Origin of the sequence: Acinetobacter sp. YH01004 (assembly GCF_013420455.1) — a bacterium.
Classification (GTDB): Bacteria; Pseudomonadota; Gammaproteobacteria; order Pseudomonadales; family Moraxellaceae; genus Acinetobacter; species Acinetobacter towneri.
Genome location: NZ_VOXZ01000009.1, coordinates 80,603 through 102,687, shown reverse-complemented (window position 1 = coordinate 102,687; position 22,085 = coordinate 80,603). Strand labels below are relative to the sequence as shown.

At 40.5% G+C, this 22,085-nt stretch carries 21 protein-coding genes; 12 read left to right on the top strand and 9 right to left on the bottom strand.

Going from position 1 to position 22,085, the window contains the following annotated elements; genetic code table 11:
- Together FTT71_RS08200 and FTT71_RS08195 are read left to right on the top strand one after the other, a co-directional pair.
- Nucleotides 1-725: IS30 family transposase (locus FTT71_RS08200; protein WP_180160858.1), on the top strand; the 725-nt coding region annotated here is incomplete at its 5' end.
- A gap of 395 nt (nt 726-1,120) precedes the next feature.
- Nucleotides 1,121-1,339, top strand: coding sequence for a hypothetical protein (locus tag FTT71_RS08195; protein ID WP_004973244.1), 219 nt, complete (start codon nt 1,121-1,123; stop codon nt 1,337-1,339).
- A gap of 154 nt (nt 1,340-1,493) precedes the next feature.
- On the opposite strand, the gene FTT71_RS08190 is transcribed toward FTT71_RS08195, so the two are convergent.
- Nucleotides 1,494-1,940: a universal stress protein gene (locus FTT71_RS08190; RefSeq protein WP_004973247.1), complete on the bottom strand. Its 447-nt coding sequence runs from the start codon at nt 1,938-1,940 to the stop codon at nt 1,494-1,496.
- Between the two features lie 50 nt (nt 1,941-1,990).
- Complete coding sequence (locus FTT71_RS08185) at nt 1,991-2,440, bottom strand: universal stress protein (protein ID WP_004973248.1); 450 nt, start codon at nt 2,438-2,440, stop codon at nt 1,991-1,993.
- 315 nt (nt 2,441-2,755) lie between these two features.
- On the opposite strand from FTT71_RS08185, the gene FTT71_RS08180 reads away from it, so the two are divergent.
- Nucleotides 2,756-3,727: an alpha/beta hydrolase gene (locus FTT71_RS08180; protein ID WP_179988659.1), complete on the top strand. Its 972-nt coding sequence runs from the start codon at nt 2,756-2,758 to the stop codon at nt 3,725-3,727.
- A 44-nt stretch (nt 3,728-3,771) separates the two neighbouring features.
- Here the strand turns inward: FTT71_RS08180 and FTT71_RS08175 are convergent, their stop codons facing one another.
- From FTT71_RS08175 to FTT71_RS08160, 4 genes are all read right to left on the bottom strand, one after another.
- Nucleotides 3,772-4,947 (bottom strand): benzoate/H(+) symporter BenE family transporter, encoded by a 1,176-nt coding sequence (locus FTT71_RS08175; RefSeq protein WP_179988638.1) that lies wholly within the window; start codon nt 4,945-4,947, stop codon nt 3,772-3,774.
- Between the two features lie 83 nt (nt 4,948-5,030).
- Nucleotides 5,031-5,693, bottom strand: a complete 663-nt coding sequence (leuE, locus tag FTT71_RS08170) for a leucine efflux protein LeuE (protein WP_179988637.1) — start codon at nt 5,691-5,693, stop codon at nt 5,031-5,033.
- A gap of 96 nt (nt 5,694-5,789) precedes the next feature.
- A complete protein-coding gene (gene tal, locus FTT71_RS08165) occupies nt 5,790-6,776 on the bottom strand; it encodes a transaldolase (protein ID WP_136144603.1) in 987 nt (328 codons plus the stop codon).
- Nucleotides 6,777-6,832: 56 nt separating this feature from the next.
- The gene (locus FTT71_RS08160) at nt 6,833-7,756 is read right to left on the bottom strand and encodes a LysR family transcriptional regulator (RefSeq protein ID WP_180160857.1); all 924 of its coding nucleotides are present in this window, start codon (nt 7,754-7,756) and stop codon (nt 6,833-6,835) included.
- A gap of 107 nt (nt 7,757-7,863) precedes the next feature.
- Here FTT71_RS08160 and aceI point away from each other — a divergent pair, with 107 nt between their 5' ends.
- Entirely contained in the window at nt 7,864-8,295 is a 432-nt protein-coding gene (aceI, locus tag FTT71_RS08155) for a chlorhexidine efflux PACE transporter AceI (protein ID WP_179988635.1), read from the top strand.
- Between the two features lie 109 nt (nt 8,296-8,404).
- Here aceI and FTT71_RS08150 read toward each other — a convergent pair whose 3' ends face one another.
- A complete protein-coding gene (locus FTT71_RS08150) occupies nt 8,405-9,916 on the bottom strand; it encodes an acetyl-CoA C-acetyltransferase (protein WP_104852102.1) in 1,512 nt (503 codons plus the stop codon).
- Between the two features lie 239 nt (nt 9,917-10,155).
- Between FTT71_RS08150 and FTT71_RS08145 the strand changes: the two genes are divergently transcribed.
- The 4 genes from FTT71_RS08145 to dnaX all read left to right on the top strand — a co-directional run bounded on the left by FTT71_RS08145 (nt 10,156) and on the right by dnaX (nt 16,241).
- Entirely contained in the window at nt 10,156-11,547 is a 1,392-nt protein-coding gene (locus tag FTT71_RS08145; protein WP_180160856.1) for a 3-oxoacyl-ACP reductase, read from the top strand.
- Between the two features lie 142 nt (nt 11,548-11,689).
- Entirely contained in the window at nt 11,690-12,544 is an 855-nt protein-coding gene (locus tag FTT71_RS08140) for a MaoC/PaaZ C-terminal domain-containing protein (protein ID WP_179988634.1), read from the top strand.
- 89 nt (nt 12,545-12,633) lie between these two features.
- Nucleotides 12,634-13,920 (top strand): serine hydrolase, encoded by a 1,287-nt coding sequence (locus FTT71_RS08135; RefSeq protein ID WP_179988633.1) that lies wholly within the window; start codon nt 12,634-12,636, stop codon nt 13,918-13,920.
- A gap of 65 nt (nt 13,921-13,985) precedes the next feature.
- Nucleotides 13,986-16,241 carry a DNA polymerase III subunit gamma/tau gene (gene dnaX, locus FTT71_RS08130; RefSeq protein ID WP_180160855.1) on the top strand — a complete coding sequence of 752 codons (2,256 nt, stop codon included), beginning with the start codon at nt 13,986-13,988 and terminating at the stop codon, nt 16,239-16,241.
- 60 nt (nt 16,242-16,301) lie between these two features.
- Here the strand turns inward: dnaX and FTT71_RS08125 are convergent, their stop codons facing one another.
- Nucleotides 16,302-16,751 (bottom strand): thioesterase family protein, encoded by a 450-nt coding sequence (locus FTT71_RS08125; RefSeq protein WP_004973275.1) that lies wholly within the window; start codon nt 16,749-16,751, stop codon nt 16,302-16,304.
- 101 nt (nt 16,752-16,852) lie between these two features.
- Nucleotides 16,853-18,013, bottom strand: coding sequence for an iron-containing alcohol dehydrogenase (locus FTT71_RS08120; protein ID WP_179988631.1), 1,161 nt, complete (start codon nt 18,011-18,013; stop codon nt 16,853-16,855).
- Nucleotides 18,014-18,132: 119 nt separating this feature from the next.
- Between FTT71_RS08120 and FTT71_RS08115 the strand changes: the two genes are divergently transcribed.
- Genes FTT71_RS08115 through FTT71_RS08100 form a run of 4 tightly spaced genes read left to right on the top strand, consistent with a single transcriptional unit; the run spans nt 18,133 to nt 21,863 of the window.
- Entirely contained in the window at nt 18,133-18,642 is a 510-nt protein-coding gene (locus FTT71_RS08115; RefSeq protein WP_004973278.1) for a low molecular weight protein-tyrosine-phosphatase, read from the top strand.
- Nucleotides 18,643-18,645: 3 nt separating this feature from the next.
- Nucleotides 18,646-19,686, top strand: a complete 1,041-nt coding sequence (gene murB, locus FTT71_RS08110; protein ID WP_004973280.1) for a UDP-N-acetylmuramate dehydrogenase — start codon at nt 18,646-18,648, stop codon at nt 19,684-19,686.
- Nucleotides 19,687-19,692: 6 nt separating this feature from the next.
- A complete protein-coding gene (locus FTT71_RS08105) occupies nt 19,693-20,820 on the top strand; it encodes a YdcF family protein (protein ID WP_180160854.1) in 1,128 nt (375 codons plus the stop codon).
- Entirely contained in the window at nt 20,820-21,863 is a 1,044-nt protein-coding gene (locus tag FTT71_RS08100; RefSeq protein WP_096900878.1) for an alpha/beta hydrolase, read from the top strand. Before FTT71_RS08105 ends, FTT71_RS08100 begins: the two co-directional genes overlap by 1 nt.
- The last annotated feature ends 222 nt before the right edge of the window (nt 21,864-22,085 follow it).

Here is a 22,085-nt window from a genome sequence, read left to right as displayed (position 1 = left end):
TTGATTATTTGATTGGTTTGGACTGGTCACCAGAACAAATTTCAGGTGCTTTAACACAACGCGGTTGGCTGGATGTACCTTCACATGAGTGGATTTACCAGTACATTTATCAAGATAAATCAAAAGGCGGTAAACTTTATCTACACTTAAGGCTTCAGAAGAAATATCGAAAACGCGGTTACAAAAACACGGATCGTAGGGGTCAAATCATTGATAAAACAAGTATTCACTGCCGAGACCAGGTCATTGATCAACGACAACGTTTAGGAGATTTCGAAGGTGACACGGTGATTGGTAAACATCATAAAGGTGCTTTATTGACTCTCGTTGATCGAAAGAGCCTGTATGTACATATTGTTCATTTAGGGTCAACGAGAGAATCCTCTAAAACGATTACTTGTGCATTAGATCGTTTACAAATGAGCCATGCTTATAGTGTGACATTTGATAATGGCAAAGAATTTTCCGAACACAAAAGAATTACTGATGCTGGCATAGAGACGTATTTTGCTGATCCTTACAAGTCTATTCAGCGAGCTAGAAATGAAAATACGAATGGTTTAATCCGTCAATATCTGCCAAAATCATCATCGTTTGATGACGTGTCAAACGAACAAATAGAGCAGATAGAATTTGCACTCAACCATCGTCCTAGAAAAACACTAGGTTGGTATACACCGAGTGAAGTTATGGCTGGTTTTTATACTGTTGCACTTGCCGCTTGAATCCGCCAGATAAAGTTTGTTATCGTTATTTAGTTAGCCTAATAAGAAACCCACCGAAGTGGGCTTGTGCGATCAAACACCATCCATTGTGTCTGGGGTAGATTATCTCACGAAAATGATTAAGGTTTGATTAAGAAATTTTTGTTTTATTAAGTTTATCTTTACAAATTTGTAGCCGATGCTGCAAAGACTTTAAATCTATGTTATAGTGTAACTTGTACAATAAAAATATCTCTATTCTCTCGTAGTTATTCATCATCATGCTGTGCTGCATTTATTTTATGCACTGCAAATTAAGTGTGATGAATGTTGTTGTATTAAAAAAACTATGCTCAAAATTTTAATTTGAGCTTGATGTGTAAGTTATAAATGAATTGGTGTAAATATTGAAAAAAATGCAAACAATGCTTGCGAAAGCAGTGAATGGTCGTGAAATTATGGTGTCTTTGGTGGCATCAAAGAAAAAGCAAAATACCCGTGATGGTTTTAAATGGGTCGAAGTCGGAAAACATGTGTTGTTGGAATGTGGTCAGGAAATTGAACTGAATTTAGATGGTCGCAGTTTTTATACCGATACGCATGAAATGTTCCGTTTACCACATCGGGTTAATTAAGTTTTAGTCTGATGAATATTCAACTCAACTGGATTGCATAAAATATGTAATTTAGAAAAATTTTAAAAGTTTTATCCAGAAAAATCCCGTTCATTGGCGAACGGGATTTTTTTATTTTGTATTTTTACTGTGGCAAAGCACAGCCAGTATTGAATTAAACCTTAACAATCAAAACAGGAACAGGGGACTGAGTCAGTACGTTTTGGGCAACGCTACCAAGCATCATCTTTTTCACGCCAGTACGGCCATGCGAACCCATAATAATCAGGTCAGCACCAATTTCATTGGCAATTTGCACAATCCCTTCTGAAGCTGCAACACCGCGGATAATTTTGGTATCTACCGAAATACCTTCACGGCTAAAGGATTGCTGAATTTCAGCCAAACGATTTTGTGCATTTTGTTCAGCCTGCATGAAATAATCGGTAATTGCTGGTGCAACTTTGTAGAAGTCCACGCCTACAAAAGGATCAACTGCAATTACACTCATAATAGTAACAGGGCAATTTAGATCTTTTGCCAATGAAAGTGCTTGTTCGGCTGCAGCATAAGACATAGGTGACTCATCTACTGGAACAAGTAAGTGTTTATAAGTTGTCATGGCAAATCCTTATTAAAAATTTATGATGAAAATATGGCTTAAAATAGTGATTAAGCTTTAACTACAAGCACAGGTAATTCTGTATGACGTAATACGTCTGTGGCAAAGCTACCCAATAATAATTTTTGGAAACCTTTACGACCATGTGAACCCATCACAATCACATCGGCATTTAAGTCTTTCGCAGTTTTGATTACACCTTCAGCAGATACCAAACCCTCAACCACGCGAGTTTCTGCATTTACACCCACTGCTTTCGCAATTTCATCTGCTTCTTTTAATGCCTTTTGTGCATTGGCTGTCGCTTGCACAAAGTATTCTTTCATAATGGCAGATGAATAATTATAGTAAAAGTCAGAATCAGTAAATGGGTCTTCCGCAACAAGGCTAATTAAGGTGAGTTTACTGTTAAATACTTTGGCAATTTCAGCTGCATGTTTGACCGCTGAAAAAGAAATTTGTGAACCATCTACAGGGACTAAAATATTTTGGTACGACATGCGGGTAACTCCAGAAATTATGATTATTCGCCTTACACTTTATTGATAGCATATAGTCTATATAGGTTCAATTTAAAATCTGAAAAAAGATTGATAATTCATTTAATTACCCGCCAAATTTGCTGAAAGAAAAGATAAGCTGAAGATGATGAATTTACTCAACTCAACGGCAAAGCTATACGATAAAATAAGATGCTAAATTTGCAAAAATAAATAGACCTTCATAATTTAATTTTAAATTACTTGGGTTTGAATTGGGTGTATGAATCTTGAGGGAAATGTGGTTTGAAAATAATTTGGATGTTGCTGTGTTTTATGTTGTTAAGTGCTTGTCAAACCACGCAGCAGAACAGTCGAATCATTGCTGGTGCATTTAATCTCACCACAGGCTTGCAGCAAAAAATCATGGATCGCTATGCACCCAAAAACATACAAGTGCAACATGATATTGTGTATGCCACGCAGCCCAATTTGAGTTTTGACTTGTATCAAGACAGTCAATTGCAAGATTTAGCTGCACGCCCGACAATTGTCTGGATTCATGGTGGTGGCTGGATTGCAGGTTCAAAAGCCCACGCACGTGGCTATTTTAAATTATTAGCCGCGCAGGGCTTTAATGTAATTGCCGTACAATATCAATTTGCCCCGCATGCAACTTATCCTACTCAGTTGCAACAAATTGATCAGGTTTTAAATTACATCACGCAACATGCAGAAAAATATCAGCTTAATCCACAACAATTATATTTAGCAGGCGATTCTGCAGGGGCGAATTTAGCTAGCCATTATGCCGCATTATTGAGTAATCCTGCATTTGCACAGCAGTCTAATTTACAGCCGACTATTCAGCACAAACAACTTAAAGGGCTGATTTTGCACTGCGGGATTTATGATCTAAAAGCGTTTGTTGAAACTGCGCCAGATGAAATGAATATCGTAGAGTGGGGTGTTTATAATTTGGTGCAGGCTTACACGGGAGATCGGAAACAGGACAGTGAATTTCTGAAGAATATTTCGCCTATTCAACATTTAACGGCAAACTATCCTGCGGTATTTATCAGTGGTGGTAACAAAGACTTTTTAACAGAAACTCAATCTATGCCGATGCTGCATGCATTACAGCAACAGCAGATTCCTGTGACGACAGCATTTTATCCAGATACAAAAGCATGGTTAATTCACGAATATCAATTTTTTATGCACCAAAAAGAAAGCCAACAAACTTTTGCTAAAACAGTGGAATTTATCCGAAGCACAGCGGCCCTTAATGTATCGCGCATACAATAAATCAATACGATGCTTCTGAAAAAGTGTTTTAATCGCTTAGTTATTTAGCTTTTGCTTTGTTTAAACTTTGAAACTGCCAAAACCACACAACCAAAAATCAGTCCCCAGAATGCAGAACCAATACCAAAAAACTGCACCCCAGAAGCACTAAATAAAAAGGTCAATAAAGCGGCTTCACGTTCTGAAACGTGCTGAAAGGCGAGGGCAATGTTGTGTCCAATAGTACCGAGCAGTGCAATTCCTGCCAAAGCTGTAATAAAAACAGCAGGGAATAACATCAGTAAACTGGTAAGCGTTGCCGCAAATATCCCCATCAAGATATAAAACAAACCGCAGCTAATCCCCGCAATATAGCGTTTACTTGCATCGGGATGCGATTGATCATCTAAGCTAATAGCAGCACTGATGGATGCGATATTGACACTAAAACATCCAAATGGCGCGAAAATAACTTGTGCTGTGCCTGTCCAACCAATTAAGTGACGTACATTTGGGTTAAAGCCATAGCTTTTGATCATGGCAAGACCGGGCAAATATTGCGATGCCATATTAATGACAAACAAAGGCAGGGCTAAACCTAAAATGGCAGACCAACTTAATTCGGGTTGCATCCAAACAGGTTGCGCAATACTCCATTGCACACTCGGCATTTGAAATTGTAAGAAGATTGGGCATAACGCGACCCCAATCAATACAGTTAAAACAATGCTATAACGTGGGCTAAATCGTTTTGCCAATACATAGGCTGCCAATAAAGACAAAATAAATGCCCATGCTTCTTGCAGGCTGGTAAATAAGGCAATTCCAAATTTAAGCAGAACACCTGCCAACATGGCGCTGGTTAAACTTTGTGGAATATAAGTCAGTACCTTTTCAAAAATACCTAAAAAGCCAAGCACTGCTGTGAGTACGCCACAAAATAAAAATGCGCCAATTGCTTCGTGTAAGCTATAACCGCTGCCCGTGGCGATAATCAGTGCCAAGCCTGCGGTAGACCATGAGGTCGCCACAGGATATTTAAATTTCCAAGATAAAATCAGCCCGCTTAGACCAATACCTAAACCCAACGCGCAAAACCAAGAGCTGATTTGCTCAGCACTTGCGCCTAAAATTTGTGCTGCCTGAATGACTAAAACCGCGGAAACACTAATACCGACCAAGAAGGTAATAAAACCTGCAAATACTGCAGGCACAGAGAAGTCATTTAAAAGTTTTTGCATGCTTTCTTAGACATATTTTCTATAATTTATGAACAGATCATACACATTTGAACAAATAGTCAAAAGTGTTTTTTATACTTTTTTTATAGCGTTGAGCTTGCCAGTCTAAAGCCAAAACCGCAGAACAAAATACCAATGCTTGCAACGCAAATGGCTGCAATTTTATAGCGTTGATTGAAATAACTGGCTAATTTGACTCCTGAAAAAATCAAGATAGATAAATAACCCATGCTAATGATTTGTAGGACGATGGCTAAAACAGCAAAGCTCAGCATCGGGTAGGTGTAATCAGGATTGACGAATTGCACAAAAAAAGACAAATAAAACAAAATTGCTTTTGGGTTAATAACGCTAATCATTAAAGCAGTTCGGTAGGGATGAACCCGTTCAGTTGTATTGCTCGTTGCTGTTGTAGAAAGATTGGCGTGCGAAGTTCTGGTTTGTGGAAACCATGTTTTATAGGCTGCAATCAGTAGTTTAATACCTAAATAGCCTAAGTAGAGCGCACCAACTACTTTTAATAAGGTGAATAGCCATGGAAAAGCATGCAGTAATGAGGCTGCCCCTAAAATGGTGCACACAATTAAAATCAGATCACCCGTAAATACACCGAAAGCACCTGCATAGCCTGTGCGTATCCCAAAGCGTGAAGCCACTGACATGACATAGAGTGAGTTTGGGCCAGGCAAGAGCACAATTAAGGTTGTGCCAATTATAAAAGTGCTGAGGTCACTAATACCAAACACGCAAACTCACCTAAATAAAAACCGATGTTGCAGTATAACAACATCGGTTTTGTGGCTTAGTAAAAATTTTGGAATTTTACTGGGATAGGTTAAAGCTTAAGCTTTAATCTCTGCATCTAAGCCGAAAGACTGGCGTAATAGGGTGGCAAGTTGCTCACGCGCTTTAATAAAGCCATCAATGCCGCCTTGTAACAATTGGAACGCCATCAAATCTGCTTCAAGTTGCGCTTTGAATTGTTCCTTTTCAATTGCTGCCAGTGGTTCAGCTTGAACTTGAATGCCATTGGTCGATAACGCTGCAGCGACTTCTCGTTCATCAGCTTCAAGTTCTGCCAATAAATTTGGTGCAACGGTCAATAAATCACAACCAGCTAAAGCCAAAACCTGATCAATACTACGGAAACTCGCGCCCATAATTTCAGTTTGTACTTGGTGCTGTTTATAGAATTGATAAATTTTCTTCACCGAAAGTACACCTGGATCTTTTTCAATAGGGTAGTACATGACATTTTCAGCTTTTTTATACCAATCTAAAATTCGACCCACAAATGGCGAAATCAACGTCACTTTGGCATCTGCACAAGCATGTGCCTGATGTAAACCAAACAACAAGGTTAAATTGGTGTGAATGCCTTCAGCTTCCAACACTTTCGCCGCTTGAATGCCTTCCCATGTCGATGCAATCTTAATCAAAATGCGGTCTGAATGAACACCATAAGCTTGGTACAGTGCTAAAAGTTCTTTGGCTTTGGCAATGGTCGCATCAGTGTCATAAGACAAAGAAGCATCCACCTCAGTCGAAACACGACCTTCAATCAGCTTTAAAATTTCTACACCAAATTTGACCGTTAAAATATCAATGCTGCGCTCAACCAATAGATCATTTGTATAACCTTCAGCTTTGGCTTGCTCAAATGCAGCTTCAATCAACGCTTTATTTTCAGGTTGATTTGCAGCCGCCGTAATGAGTGATGGGTTGGTGGTCGCATCCAAAGGACGAAACTTTTCAATCGCAGCCAAGTCACTACTATCTGCAACAATAGTGGTTAAGTTTTTTAGTTGATTTAAAGCTGTCTGTGTCATTCGAGATCTAGTTCTTAGGTTATTGCTTATACATTCAGTTATATCACAACCAGCTTTTAACCCAAGTACCAAGTAAGAGGGTTTGTGGATAATTTACCAGTTTTTCTCAGATTTCGGACGTGATTAATCAAAAAATGAGCAGCAGCGCCCAACTGACGTTCTCGGCTCCAGACCAAATCGACAAAATATTCAAATTTTGGGGTGAAATCTAGCAGCTGTAAAATTTTTAATTCGTGTTGTAGTTCAGGATGTTCATTCAGCATTTCCAAGGGCAAGACACCCCAGCCTAAACCCTGCTTAATCATACTGCAGGCAGAATGATGATTATCGGTACGCCAATAGTGCTTAGAAAATAACAACTCGGGTTTAATCTGCCGATCACGGCTCGCCACTACAATTTGCCGATTTTGTAAAATCTGTTCAAAACTGACTTGATCAGATTCAGCCAGCGGTGAATGTCGGGCAGCGACAGGCACTAAAATTTCACGTTTTAATTCCACAAATTGTTCACTGCTTTGTAATTGTTCGCGTTCAAACATAAAGGCCAAGTCCGCTGCTTGAGTCATGAGTAAATGCAGTGCATCTTCTTGTGGCGCAGAGAAAATATTGATCTGCAATTCAGGAAATTGCTGTTCTAGTAACACAATATAATCTGTCCAGCGAGTGTGTAGTAATTCAGACACCACCACAATATTTAAGTGTGCTTCCAGCCCAGAACTGAGCGCAAAAGCATGTTGTTTCCATTGCTTCATTTCTATGAGCAGTTGTTTGCTTTTTTCGTAAAGACTCTGCGCTTGTGGGGTAGGCAAAGGTTCACGCCCAATCCGTTCAAACAGTTTTAGGTCTAAATCAATTTCTAAATTAGCAATGGACATACTAATTGCCGAAGGCACCTTGCCCAATTGGCGTGCAGCTGCAGAAAAAGAACCCGATTCCATGACGGTGATAAAAATAATCAGCTGATCTTGATTGATATTCATGACAGAGGTTGGCTTTTATCTTTCAATATTATTGATGGATTCTAACTCGATTGGTCAATTAAATGAAAATAAAATAAGCGGGGAAGGATAAGTATTTGAGTAAGCAGATGTTGATTTCCAAAAGAAGATGGGTACATGCCCTGAGTTATGAAGTGATTTTATTGGTCATCATTGCTTTGGCATTAAGTTATGTGTTTGAAATGCCAATGCAAGTGACAGGTGGTCTAGGCATTGCGATGGCGGTGACATCGGTGCTGTGGAATATGTTTTTCAATCACTATTTTGAAAAGTTTGAAGCGCAACACCAGCTACACAGAACTTTTAAAATACGCGTTTTACACGCAATTGGTTTTGAAGGTGGCTTAATGCTCGCCACTATTCCCATGGTGGCGTATGCCTTAGAAATATCCCTGCTGCAGGCAATTTTGATTGATTTGCTGATGACGCTCAGCATTTTGCTCTATACCTTTATTTTTCAATATTGTTATGACCATATTGAAGCGAAACTGGGTTATGCCCCGCAACATTCAGTCAGATAAAGCGCTAGTAGCTAATTAAAAGTTGGCTGCTATAAATTTAGGGTTATAAAAAAGCCACCTGAATGAATCAAGTGGCTTTTATCTCTATCTAAATTAGAACTAGGCAGAATTATTTTTCAATAATTGCTGTTACACCTTGACCGCCTGCAGCACAAATTGACACCAATACACGACCAGAACCTTTTTGATTCAGAAGTTTGGCTGCAGTTGCAATAATACGACCACCTGTTGCTGCAAATGGGTGACCTGCCGCTAAAGATGAACCTTTAACGTTCAGTTTGCTGCGATCAATTGATCCTAAAGGTGCATCTAAACCTAAACGCTCTTTACAGAAGTTCGGATCTTCCCATGCTTTTAAGGTCGACAAGACTTGTGAAGCAAATGCTTCGTGAATTTCGTAATAGTCGAAGTCTTGTAAGGTTAAGCCAGCACGTTCAAGCATACGTGGGACAGCGTATGCAGGCGCCATCAACAAACCTTCTTTTTTACCTACAAAATCAACTGCGGCAGTTTCTTGGAAAGTCAAATATGCCAAGACTTCATGACCATTGGCTTTTGCCCATTCTTCAGAGGCAAGTAATACGCAAGATGCACCATCAGTCAGTGGGGTAGAGTTACCTGCAGTCATAGTGCGCGCGTCGCCTTTACCAAAAGCAGGTTTTAACTTCGCTAGTTTTTCTACAGTAGAATCTGCACGTAAGTTATTGTCACGTTCTAAACCTAAAAATGGCGTGATGAGATCATCAAAGAAACCTTCGTCATAGGCAGCTGCCATTTTTTGGTGAGATGAAGCTGCTAACTCATCCTGCGCTTCACGAGAGATGCCCCATTCCAACGTAGTAATGGCTTGGTGGTCGCCCATTGATAAACCTGTGCGTGGTTCACCGTTACGTGGCGCATCCATTAAATCTTTAATGTTGATTTTGGTTAATGCTTTTAAGCGGTCTTTACCTGTTTTTGCAATGTTCAATTCAAGCAATGCTTTACGCAAACCATCGCCAAATGCGATTGGCGCGTCAGAAGTCGTATCTACACCGCCTGCAACACCAACCTCGATTTGACCCAGTGCAATTTTATTCGCAACTAAAAAAGCAGCCTGCAAGCCAGTACCACATGCTTGTTGTATATCGTAAGCAGGTGTTTCAGGAGCAAGGGCAGTATTGAGTACGCACTCACGAGTCATGTTAAAGTCACGGCTGTGTTTGAGCACTGCACCTGCAACAACTTCACCCAAACGCTGACCTTGTAAGTTGAATCGTTCAACAAGACCATTTAATGCTGCTGTAAACATATCTGTATTAGATGCAGTAAAGTAAGCGCCATTAGAACGTGCGAATGGAATACGGTTACCACCGATAATAGCAACGCGGCGAACAGTGTTTTGGCTCATAATTTTATCCTGTTGAACAGAGGTATTGGTATTAGATGGTGCTTTTGTTTGCGTTGAAGCAGTTGTTTTAGCACGGCTAGTCGTGCGGGTACGTGTAGTTTTTGTCGTACTCGTGTTGGAACGGGTTGCAGTGTTGCTACTTTTGCTTGTACGTTTAGCAGTTGATGTATTTGACACAGAATCCGTTGCAGAATTTTCCACTGCTGGATTTTCTTGAGTTGTTTTGCTCATAAGGCTTTTCCAAGCATGTTAAGGGTCTACTTGATGCGTACATTAGCACAATAGTATGACAGCTGAATTGACTACAATGACATTGCAGAATGCATTCAGGTCAAGACATCTCATAATTAACTCAAGTATGATTTAGCACAAACGGGTAACGCTATTGAAATGTGGGCATTTGGCATCATATTGATGTTAAAAGATATCGTGTAATCCATCAAAAAATGAATTTATGAGAGATAATAATCATGACTGATCAATATCAAACATTTGCAAAATCTCCTATTGGTAAATTTGTCATTAAAAATTTGGGTTTACCATCCCCAACTTTTTTAGATCGTTTTGAGTCTGCAACACCAGTGGTAAAAGGTGCAGTACTTTTAGGTGTAGCCCCTGCAAGTGATTTGTCTGCATCAATTGCACAAGTTTTAGCTAATGTACATGCCAACAGTTATGCAGGTAACAATGCAGAATTGCAACAAGCTGCGGCAAAAGTGGGCTTAAATTTAGGTGCATTCAATCCAGGCGATAAAGAATCTAAATTTAAAGTGGTGGTGTTTGATGCTTCAGGTATTGAAAACTCTGAACAATTAAAAGCGCTTTATGAGTTCTTTAACCCAATCTCACGCCAAATTCAGGCTTCTGGTCGCGTGGTGGTGATTGGTACTACACCAGAAACTGCAGGCAGTGTGAAAAAAGCCATTGCACAACGCGCTTTGGAAGGTTTTGTAAAATCGGTAGGCAAAGAATTTAAAAAAGGCATTGCGGCTAACTTAATTTATGTCGATCAAGGTGCTGCAGCAAACTTAGAATCTACGTTACGTTTTGCAATTTCACCACGTTCTGCTTATGTGTCAGGTCAGGTGATTCGTGTGTCGAGTGCTGCAACTGTAGATGTAGATTGGGCAAAACCATTGGCAGGTAAAACTGCAGTGGTGACAGGTGCAAGCCGTGGTATTGGTGAAGCGATTGCGCATGTGTTGGCACGTGATGGTGCACACGTTATTTGCCTAGACGTTCCACAACAACAAGCAGATTTAGACCGTGTTGCTGCTGAAATTGGTGGTTCAACGCTAGCAATTGACATTACTGCTGCAGATGCAGGCGAGCAAATTAAAACAGCTGCCGCTGCACAAGGTGGTTTGGATATTATTGTGCATAATGCGGGGATTACCCGTGACAAAACTTTGGCAAATATGAAACCAGAGCTTTGGGATTTAGTCATTAACATCAACTTGTCTGCAATTGAGCGTGTGAACGATTACTTATTGGCAAATGATGGTTTAAATGCCAATGGTCGTATCGTTTGCGTATCTTCAATTTCAGGTATTGCAGGCAACTTGGGTCAAACCAACTATGCAGCATCTAAAGCTGGCGTGATTGGTGTCGTGAAATTTACCGCACCTGTTTTAAACAACGGCATCACCATTAATGCCGTTGCACCTGGCTTTATTGAAACGCAAATGACTGCTGCAATTCCTTTTGCCATTCGTGAAGCAGGTCGTCGTATGAACTCTATGAGTCAAGGTGGTTTACCTGTAGACGTTGCAGAAACCATTGCTTACTTTGCTTCATCGGCATCGACAGGTATTAATGGTAACGTGGTACGTGTTTGTGGTCAAAGCTTGTTAGGGGCTTAACACCTTCAAAGTTCTCTCCCTTGGGGAGAGGATTTAGGAGAGGGAGATAAGGGGATAGATTATTAACCCTTCTCTCTAGCTTTCTCCCAGCGGGAGAAAGAACTCCATTAAATAAATTAGAAAAACTTCTCAAAGGTTCAGTATGAATACTCGCCATTTTAGTCAACTTCCAAAACCCTATTTAGCCTATCCAAAAGTGATTCAGGGCTTAATTTTTAAAAAGCCAAAAGGTGAAAAAGTTCTGCCGCAAGTTGAATATGTGGTGGATTCATTCAAGGTCGATCAAAAGCACTTAAAAGCCTATAATGCAGTGACAGGTTTTAAAAATAACGGCTATATTCCTGCAATTTATTTGGCTGTATTGTCACAAAGTCTGCAAATGCACATGATGACCCAAGAAGCATTTCCATTTGCAATTTTGGGCTTGGTGCATATTCGCAACCAAGTCAAACAAAGCCGTAAAGTTGGATTGAATGAACAACTGACCTTGTCGTGTAAATTTGGTGAATTGCAACCACATGATAAAGGCGTACAGTTTGATTTTATTACCACTGTTAAAGTAGGCAATGAGGTGGTGATTGAAGGTTTAACCACGTATTTAGCACGTCAAAAAACCACCACTAAAGCAGCTGCAAAATCTGCAGAAAGCAAAGCGCCAAACTATGCCGTTCAAGCTGAATGGGATATTTCTGAAAATACGGGTCGCCGTTATGCCTTAACGTCTGGCGATTTTAACTTAATTCATATCCACGCGATTACTGCAAAAGCATTTGGCTTTAAACAAGCGATTGCGCACGGCATGTGGAGCAAAGCCAAAGCCTTATCGAGTTTGACTTTGCCAGATGCCTATGAAGCCGATGTCTGGTTTAAGTTACCTATGTATTTGCCATCTAAAGTTGAGTTTTTAACTGCAACGGACGCTAAAAATACAGATTTTTTAATTCGTAACAGTAAAAACCAAAAACCGCATGTGACAGGTGTTGTCACCGCGCTTTAATTCAGTGATCGAAAGCCCAGATTATTTAAATTTGGGCTTTTTATTTGCGCTAAACTTTTATTAACAAGAAAAACGAGATAAACAGGACGATGCAACATTTAAAGGATTATATTTTTGCTGAAACTGAAAATTATCGTGGATGGGTTGCGCCTGAATTTCATGATTTAGCGATGCAATTTAGCCGTTTGCAAAATGCACGTAGCCAACAGGGCGGGGCTGCTTTAGCGGTGTACTTTCAAGGTCAGAAAGTCGTCGATATTTACACAGGCAAAAAGTCGCCAGATGAAGACTGGCAAGCCGATACCTTATCTGTATGTTATTCCACAGGCAAAGGTGTATTAGCGACACTGGCACATATTTTGGTCAGTCAAGGACTGGTCGATTACGATACTCCCATTTATATATACTGGCCTGAATTCGCCCAAAATGGCAAAGCATTGATGACCTTAAGGCATGTGCTGAGTCATCAAAGTGGTTTATATGACATCCGTAATATCATTGCCGATGCGACTGAAATGGCAGATTGGTCGCACATGCTGGATGTGTTGGCTCAAGCCAAGCCACGTTTTGATGTAGCAAGTGAGGCAGCGTATCAACCTTTAACTTTTGGCTGGCTGGTCGGTGGGATTTTAGAAAAAGCTACAGGTCAAAAATTGGCTGAATTGATGCAGCAATACTTGGTTGAATCTTTGGCTTTGGATGGGGCGTATTTTGGTGTGCCTGCGTCTGAGCTTTCCCGTGTCGCACGACCATTTAAAACTGCTGTGACATCAGCGCAAACAGATGCATCATCTACAAATAAACAGACAGCTAAAGTTAAAAACCAAGCTAAATCGAGCAAACGTCCTGTATCAATATTCGATAAAGTCATTGCATGGAGTGGGCAAAATCCGCAAGACTTTCAGGATGGCATGATTCCCAAAGGCATGAAAAATTTTAGTTTTTTTAGTGATACAGGCTTACAAGCCGTGATTCCTGCTGCCAATGGTGTATTTACTGCACAAAGTTTGGCACGTATTTATGCCATGTTGGCGCAGGGTGGATCATGGCAAGGTCAGCAATTGATTCAGCCTGAAGTTTTTCAGAAATTGAGCCAAGTGCAATATGTGCAGCGTGATCGGGTTATGCCTATCCCGATGCATTGGCGATTGGGCTATCACCGCGTATTAAGTTTGGGTAAGCGCTCTCACGGTTTTGGACACATGGGTTTTAATGGTTCAGGCGCGTGGTGTGATCCTGACCGTCAACTCAGTTTTGCCTATACCCATAATTTTGCTGCAGGTTCTTTAATTGGTGATTATCGACTTTGGGGACTGAGTCAGGAAGCCATTCGCTGTGCAGATCGGCAATTGCAAGGGCGTAAAGGCTGGTTTTAGGCGTGATTGTACGTTCACTCTTTGCCAAAAAAACAGTATGCTTAGACCTGTAAAAAGGAGCATTCATGTATCAGGTACTTGCGCGTAAATATCGTCCTCGTAATTTTAATGAATTGGTGGGACAAAACCATGTATCACGGGCATTGACCAGTGCTTTGGAACGTGGGCGTTTGCACCATGCTTATCTTTTTACGGGAACACGTGGTGTAGGTAAAACTACCATTGCGCGTATTTTGGCCAAATGCCTGAACTGTGAAACAGGCGTGACATCTACCCCATGTGAAGTGTGTCCGACCTGTACTGCGGTCAATGAAGGTCGTTTTATTGATTTAATCGAAATTGATGCGGCGTCACGTACTAAGGTTGAAGACACACGTGAGTTGCTCGATAACGTACCTTATGCACCGACTCAGGGACGTTTTAAGGTTTATCTGATTGACGAAGTGCACATGCTGTCTACGCATTCGTTCAATGCTTTGCTAAAAACTTTGGAAGAACCGCCTGAGCATGTGAAGTTTCTGTTTGCGACCACAGACCCACAAAAACTCCCTATTACTGTGATTTCGCGCTGTTTGCAATTTACTTTGCGTCCATTGCAGGTCGATGAAATTACCAGTCATTTAACGGATATTTTAGCCAAAGAACAGATTGTTGCAGAGCAAGATGCAATTTGGCAGATTGCTGAATCTGCGCAAGGTTCTTTGCGTGATGCGATGTCTTTGACAGACCAAGCCATTGCTTATGGTCAGGGTGAAATTCATCATCAAGATGTCAAAGACATGCTGGGCTTGATTGATCGCACCATTATCTATGATTTGATTTTAGCGATTCATCAAAACCAACAGCAGCGTGTGAGTCAGTTGTTATTACAATTTAGACAGCAAGCTTTAGATGTGTCTTTGGTGTTGGATCAGTTAATTTCGACACTGCATGAATTGGCAATCATGCAATATCTGCCAGATTTAAACCTAAAATACAGTGCTGAAATTAATCAAAAAATTCAGCAGCTTGCGGGTCTGATCTCTGCACAAGATTTACAGTTGTATTATCAAATTGCTTGTAAAGGACGCGCCGATTTACAAATTGCCGTAACCCAAGAACAAGGCTTTGAAATGTGTGTACTGCGTTTACTGGCATTTCGACCTTTGCAAGCCAATGAAGTGTTGGTTGCTGCGCCACAAAATACTGCACAAACAGCGGCTTCCCAGCCAGTTGCTCAAATGGAGCAAACTCCACAAGCTGTGGCAACTCAAAATACAGCACAAACGGAACAGCATGTAACTGAATTAGATGCGGTTGCAACACCTGATCTTGATGGATTTGACTATGAGGATGACGATTATTCAGATCACACCACGACACAAACCAGTGTTGCAGAACCTTCTTCAGATGATTTTTTAGATGAGGATGAGCCTGAAGCTTTAACACATCAAGATCAACAGTCGATTCAAGCGCAACAACCGACTCCGCAAGCGCTACACTCAACAGCTGCGATTTCACCAGAATCTATGTCAGAACCTGCAGTGAATGAAGAAACTGCAATACAGGCTGAGGATAAGCAATCTGAATCTATCGTGTTTGATCCAAATGCAGATGCACAATTGTTTGGTTTAGATGAAGATGCCTCATCGGTAAGCACTACATCTGATGTGCAAAGTCATGATGATTTTTTACTGGAAAGTTTTGATGCCGTTGCACCGTTAGGTGATCTTGCTGCATCAGCCGAAACATCGCTAGTTTCATCTACACTACAATCGAATAATGCTTCACCGTCAATTACACAAAATGTAAGTAATGCAGAAACCGCTTTATTTGATTTAGCAGCGACTGAAGTCGAACCGAATGTTGCCAGTGCGACAGCACAACCGCAGCAAACCATAGCATCTAATGCCGATGATCAATTAATGCCGCAGGATATTCTGCGTTTACAGCCGCAAGTTTTAGAAGGTGAGTGGACTTTAGACAAGTGGGAATATTGGTTTAGACACAGCGAGTTGTCACCTGCTGTGCAAGAATTGGCGCAGCATGGCGTAATGACGGGGCAGATTAATGCTGAATCGGTTTTTCATATTCCTGAGCAATATCAGCAGTTATTGACTCAACTGCAACATGCTTTAGAAAGTGCTTTAAAAGAACAGTGGAGTAAAACTCTGTTTAAAGTGCAATATGAAAATGTGGATGACACGACACCGTACATTTTGCAGCAACAGCGCAAACAACGCGCTTATCAACGGGCTGAAAATTTATTGCATCAAGAACCGATTGTGAAAGATATTTTGCAAAACTTTGATGGCGAATTACATAACATTCAGTTGAAATAACCTGTTGTTAGCTTTTGTTTGCAGAATTTTAAGGCTGGGTCAAACCAGCCTTATTTTTTGCTAAGCGCAAGCTGAATCTGTGCTTTTATATGGCTGTAATGCTTCGCGGATGGAATCAGGAATCGGGCAGTTTTGGCGTGTAATTCGATCTACAAATACATGCACCACTTGTCCTTGTGCAGCGGCAAGATTTTGATTGTTTTTAAAAATTGCCAAATCATAAATTAAGGATGAGTTTCCAATTTTTTGAATAGCAACACCTACTTCAATCATTTCAGGATAGGACAATTCCTGCAAAAAATGACAGGTGGAATTGACCACTAAACCAATACAGGGTGATCGTTTGGGTTCAAAGCCTGCTTTTTGCATCAGTAGGGCATTGGCTGCGCTGTCAAAATAGCTGTAATAAGTGACATTATTGACATGTCCATACATATCGTTGTCTGCCCAGCGAGTTTGGATGGGAAAGAAAAAAGCGTATTGCTCACGGGTTTTGGTGTCAGGTTTCACAAGTTTACCTATATTTTTATCAATGTGGTGTCATGCTTTAATGGGTGGAAATCATCCCAAATAAATCTATAAAGTTAAATACAGAACGTTAAGCGTAAATGTTAGGCATAAATGGCTTGGTAAATTTGTAAAGCATCCTGCATTTGCATTGCTCTCGGGTTGTTTTGTAATAAACGACTTTGCTGCATCGCATCTTCTGCCAATTGTGGCAGTATGTTTTCTGCAATGCCTAATGCATTGAGTTTTAACAACAAACCACTTTGATCTAAATGATTTTGTAAATGATCAATAAATAAATCACATAATCCATCTGTGCAGCCTTTGCTACGAGGGTCTAACCAACACATTAGTTCTGCATAGTATTGTTTTGCAGCAGGCGCATTAAACTTTAAAACTTCAGTCAGTACCAATGCATTGCTATGACCATGTGAAATATGGAAATGCCCGCCTAAAGGATAGGCAAGTGCATGCACCGCAGCCACAGGAGCATTGGCAAAGGCTTGTCCTGCCAGCATTGAACCAAACAGCATATTTTGCCGTGCTTGCATATTGCTGCCATCTTCAAGCACTAATTTTAAGTTTTGATCAAGTAAACGCAGCGCATGTTTTGCCAGAAAATCTGAATACGCATTTTTTTTGATTTTAGAAGTATAGGCTTCAATGGCATGTACCATCGCATCTATACCTGTGGCTGCGGTAATCTGTGCAGGTAGATGACGGGTAAAATTGGCATCTAAAATGGCAACATCGGCATATAAAATAGGAGAAACAATGCCTGTTTTACTGGTTGCACCTGTGGTGACAATGGAAATAGGTGTGACTTCTGAACCTGTACCTGCCGTTGTGGGAACTAAAATGAGTGGTAAACGTGGTGCTTTCGCATTGCCAACACCGTACAAGTCCGACAGTTGTTGAGTTTGTTCGGAATGACTCAGCACGGCAATAATTTTGGCGACATCCATCGCACTACCCCCACCAAAACCTAATACAACATCAATATTTTGCTGTTTGGCAAAATCAACTGCTTCTAACACAATCTGTTCTGCGGGGTCGGCTTGCACATTCGAGTAAATGGCATAGTCCAGTTGCAGTTGCTTTAAAATTTCTAAAATAGGTTGATGTAATTGTTGTTGTAAAATGCCAGCATCGGTGACCAATAACAAACGCTTATAATTTTTTTCGGTTAAAACCGTTTTTAGTTCAGAAATTGAACCCAATCCAGAAATAATGTTGCCAACTGTTTGAAATTGAAAATGCTGCATCGTCTTTATTCCTAATTTTTATACTTAATTCAACATTATTGTAGGGTCACGATATAGGATTCATATCATAAATAACTTAACATAAGACTCTTAAAAATAAAGTAGCTTTGAGGTTGTTTATGTCATCCAAAACGCCATATAAGGTGTTATGTGTTTGTTTGGGAAATATTTGCCGCTCTCCAACGGCAGAAATTGTACTTCGACATTTTTGTGATGAACAACAACTCAATGTGTTGGTAGATTCTGCTGGAACCAGTAATTATCATCCAGGCAAAGCCCCAGATTTACGCAGCCAAAAACATGCGTTCAAACGTGGTTATGACTTATCTACATTGCGCGCGCGTCAGTTACGTATACAAGACTTTGTCGAGTTTGATTTGATTTTGGCGATGGATTTTGAAAACTTAAGCAATATTCAATCTTTAATGCGCCGTGCTGAAGCTGAACTGGGCAGTTTGCGCGCTGAAATAGCCTTAATGAGCGAACACGATCCGCATTATACGCAGCAAGAATTACCCGATCCATATTATGGCGAAGCCGATGGTTTTGAGCGGGTGCTCGATCAATGCGAGTCGAGTAGTCGCGCATGGGTGAAAGTTTTACAACAACAATTTGAATTGAAGGTTTAAGTCATGCACATTCACTACAACATGCAACTCAAACCGTTCAATACGTTAAATTTAGATGCAACTGCGTCGCATTATGTCAAAATTGAAAATATTCAAGATGTACAGGATGCTTTGGCATTTGCCCAGAAAGAACAATTAAATGTGCTGATTTTATCGGGTGGTAGCAATATGTTATTGCCTGAACATATTCATGCCTTGGTCATGCACATGGATATTCAGGGCATCGAAAAATGCGCTGAAGATGATGCAAGTGTCACCCTAAAAGTTGGGGCAGGACAAGTCTGGCATGAGTTTGTGTTGTGGAGTACGGAACAAAAGTTATATGGTCTGCAAAATCTGGCTTTAATTCCAGGTTTGGTCGGCGCTTCACCTGTGCAAAATATTGGTGCTTATGGCGTTGAAGTCGGTGAGTTTATTGAATCTGTGCAGGTCTATGATCGTGAATGCCAACAATTCAGCTCAATTGTTGCTGCAGATTGTCAGTTTGCCTATCGACACAGTATTTTTAAAGATCATCCCAACCGTTACATCATTACCCATGTGACTTTTAAACTGTTAAAACAGGCTGCGTTAAAATTAAATTATGGCGACTTAAAAGCTGCTGTAGGCGATGAGCAAACTGCTGAAAATCTGCAGCAACAAGTCATTCAAATTCGCCAAAGTAAGCTGCCTAATCCTGCAGAATATCCAAATGTAGGTAGTTTCTTTAAAAATCCTGTGATTTCGACTCAGCAATTTGACCAAATTGCAGCACAATTTCCAAATTTACCCCATTACCCACAGCCGAATGCGCAAGTTAAAATTGCAGCAGGCTGGTTGATTGATCAAGCTGGCTGGAAGGGAAAACAACTGGGTGTGGTGGGTATGTTTCATAAACAAGCGTTGGTTTTAGTCAATTATGCCGATGCCACTTTGGCAGATGTGCAACACACCTATCGTGCTGTGCAGCAAGATGTTTTGAGTCGTTTTGGTATTTCACTAGAACCTGAACCTGTGTTATTTGATGAAACAGGTTTGATTCGTGCACATCAACCGGTAGGTTAAGTGAAGATGAAACAGAATCATTGGATGCTCAGATTCGTACAAATTGCTGCCGTGCTATTTGTATTGTTTGCAGCGTTCATGATTTTTATCTATTCACCTTTTTATTCTACTTTGGTGGTCAAAATGCTGAACACTTTGGTACCTGTAGAAGTGAATCAAGTGGCAGCAAAAAGTCAGCAAATGGCGGCTTTTAGTGATCAAGACAGCTTGGAACCCGGTTCAGATTTATGGATTGCCCGACAAGCTTATTTGAAGCTGATGGAGCAAGAGATTCAATCTGAAAATTCGAAAAATTTAACTTTAATTCAGGCTCGTTATAAAGCCTTACAAGCGCTTATTTTAGAAGAACAAACGCAAAAAAAATTAGCATCTGAGCAAGAGTTGCCGCAAGTCCCATTGTTGGTGTCTAATGCAGCTTCTGAAGCAGTTGTAGAAGACCCATCCGAAAATGTAAAAGCCTTGCTCAATTTGGATAGTCATGAAAATCAGGTACTCATGGAACAATACTTGGAGTTTTTAAGCACTCATAAAATTGCCGAAACCGAAAGTGAGCCTGTAGATGAAGAAATCTTTAAAGATATTGCTTTAATTCAGCAACAAAATATTCCAAAAATACCTGCAAACTCTAAACCTTATGCGATTGTGGTTTTAGGTGGTGGCTTAACTTTAGATGATAATGGCAAAGATATTGTGGTCAATGACTACACACGTTTACGTTTAGAAACGACCCTAGCGGTGGTAAAACAATATCAATTGCCGATTGTACTGAGTGGTGTAGAAGCACCTTATATGCAGCGTTGGTTAAAAAAATATGATGTCGAAGCAAAATTATTAGAAGATCGCAGCATGAATACTTGTGAAAATTCACGTTTTAGTTCTTTATTATTACAAAAAAAAGGGGGGGCGCCGACAGTGATTTTGATTACAGACCGTTATCACATGCCACGCACCCGCCGTTTATTTGCTTTAAATGGAATTGAAACGATTCCTGTCGAAGCTCCAATGCCGACTCAACTGACCGCATGGCGTCCAAGTGAACAAAACTATGATCACAGCCGCCGTGCCAATTATGAAATGCTTGCCGCCATTCGGGATGTCTTGATTGGTTCTAGCGCATGTCGCGAGGTGCCATAATGCCTGATATTCCATTTTTAAACCCAAGCGTGTTGAAGCAATTAGATTTGCCAGTGCCGAGTAGGGAAACCACACCACAAATTCTACAACCTTTAAATTTGAATCGTGGTTTTGAACCGAGTGTTGAGTTACAAGCCTATCGACAGCTATATGGTTTTCATTTGTTGGACTGTGAACATTGGCAAGGCTATGTGCAAATGCCGTTGTTTAAATTGCATGTGCAAATTTTTCAACCCGATTTAAGCAAAACCAAATTTGATCAGGTGCAGGGCACGGTATTTCTACTGCATGGCTATTTGGAACATAGCGGGATTTATCAACCTATCGTCAAAGAATTATTAGAGCAGGGCTTTAGTGTTTTGACTTATGATTTGCCCGGACATGGATTGAGTGATGGTTATCCTGCCAACATCAAAAATTTTGATCATTATCAGCAAGTATTACATGCGGTTTATCAATATGTAAAAAATGCCGATCAATTGCCAAAACCGTGGTTGGGCATTGGGCAAAGTACAGGTGGTGCAATTTGGATGCATCACTTGTTGGAATTTGCTCAGCGCCGTGAAAATCCATTTGTAGAGCGTGTGTTGTTGTTATCGCCTTTGATTCGTCCTGCAAAATCGGCATGGTGGCATAACTCTGTTGGTTTGGGCATTATCCGTCGGATTAAGCGTGAAGTGCCGCGACATTTCCGACGCAATAATCATAATCCTGAATTTTTACGCTTTGTGCGTTTAAAAGACCCGCTGCAACCTAGAATGATGGGCATGGATTGGATTTTAGCCATGTCTAAATGGATGTTGGAGATGGAAGAACGTCCAGCTTGCCGTATTCCTGTTTGGTTGGCACAAGGGGCGCAAGATCAAACCGTAGATTGGCGCTACAACATTGAGTTTATTCGGCGTAAATTCCGCCTGCAAACCTTACTCATGTTAGAAGAAGGCTCGCATCAATTAATCAATGAACGTGCGGATATTCGTGCGGCTTTAACAGGGCTGATTCCTGCATTTTTACATGCACATAGCTCTAAGACTTATTATTAATTTATCAACCATCTTTTAAATACGGCTCTACATTTGCTTTGATGCTGTTCTCGGCATCAAAGCATATTTATGCTGCGCTGCTCATTAAAATGTGAAGCGATTTCTAAAATAAAATAGTACTTCACATTTATTTTTTATTTCATGCTCGAGTTTCATGTTTCAGTGCTATGCTCATGTTTATAAAATAAGCTAAATTTGAAAAACTCCTTAATTCTAGGGATA